Raw genomic sequence first — 1549 nt, forward strand, 5'->3', positions numbered from 1 at the left:
CAAACAATGCGCCAGTAAGTAACGAGATATAAACCGCTTCTAAAACTGGTTTGCCTAGCTCGTCCCACACAAGAAACCATTGGAAGATCCCCCAAACAGGAGCAAAGAAAGCCACACAAAGCATAACGTTTGCAAAAAAGCTTTGGTAGTAAGGCGGCGGAATACACAGTCCGAGTTTACGTAACAACTTTACAAATGGAGGATTGTAGTTCGACTTCCAAACACCTTTGTCACTTAATTCTTTGTGCGCAAGTTGTAGCTTCGTTTCATAATCCATGACCCAAAATCCTCGAATTCGATGTTTCCCGCGGAGAAACCTAACGCCGCATTAAGGTGTGAGCAACGCTTGGCTATACTTGAGCGAAGCGAAACTGCCAAGCGTTGCGAATCACTCTTAAATGCTTTGTTAGTTGAATTGTTTCACAGCCCTACACTTGGGAAAGGTTGAACAACCCCAAAACTGTTTGCCTATATTTTCACCACGCTTGGTTTCACGCAACACCATTTCAGAGCCGCAACGGGGGCACTCATTTGAGCTAACTTTGGATGCAACAACTTCTTTGACATGTTTACGATGCTTTAAATCCGTAATGACTCCGCGCTTTAACTTTAACCGGTTTATAGACTCTGTTAACCGAGCATAATCATTGTCAGAGAACACTACATCGTTAAATTGCTGAATGTATCGAATACTTCCTCGAGCGTAGGTAACGTTTGGAGGCATTTCGGTTTTAAAGGTACTGTCGCCGATGAAAACAATAACTGAATGCAAGTGTTCTTCACTGCAACCTAGCAAGGTTTCCAGAGCTTTTATGTGCTTGTAATTCTGATGCAGTGGGTTCTGAAATTTAGAGGAATGGCGGTAAATCTTTTGTGTCCACTGTTTCTGGCGAGCTGAACCAAATATCCAACCTTTCATATTCTTAGTTTCAACGACGAAGATGCCATATCTAGAAACCACAATATGGTCGACTTGAGTTGTACCATCGTTAGTCGGCAACGTTACGTCTTTTATTAGTGTGTAATCAGACTCTGGTAATTTGGACAAAAGACGGTTCACGAGAAACTCACCGAATACACCTTTTAGCCACCTACTTTTGAAAACGCTAACAATGAGCAATAAAGGCACTAGATACCAGACTTGCGCAAGCACATTAAGAAATGCTTCAAAAATATTCACGGATTTTCCCTATTCAACTAACGCCTTGCTAAGGTGTGAGTAACGCAATACAAAAGCTACCGCACAGCGCCTTAATCACCATAAGCCACCGTAAAGTAAAAATTCCACGCGTTACGAATCACTCTTAAGCAATTTGTTAGTACATGCGCTACTTCTATTTATGCGCTCCAAGATATTGAAAACTGGCATAATATGAAAGGCTTTGAACACTGAAGTGAGACGGGCAGCTACAAAACTTTACCCCGATTGAAAGACGAAAGTTGGCTAGAAGAAAAACGCACTGAACTGCCCTACTTTCACTGGCTTCAAATTAGAAAAGGATTCGATCCTCGCACTTCGACGGCAATACCAAAGAAAGACAACTCTGAC

At 42.1% G+C, this 1549-nt stretch carries 2 protein-coding genes; both read right to left on the minus strand.

The annotated features are described in order from the left end of the window. The coding region (locus VJL_RS27215; protein ID WP_038882484.1) for a DUF6404 family protein at positions 1-277 on the minus strand (277 nt) is incomplete at its 3' end. Between the two features lie 129 nt (positions 278-406). Continuing rightward, positions 407-1180, minus strand: a complete 774-nt coding sequence (locus VJL_RS27220) for a nuclease-related domain-containing protein (RefSeq protein WP_038882486.1) — start codon at positions 1178-1180, stop codon at positions 407-409. Between the last annotated feature and the right edge of the window lie 369 nt (positions 1181-1549).

The sequence above is a fragment of the Vibrio jasicida CAIM 1864 = LMG 25398 genome, assembly GCF_000400365.1.
GTDB lineage: Bacteria > Pseudomonadota > Gammaproteobacteria > Enterobacterales > Vibrionaceae > Vibrio > Vibrio jasicida.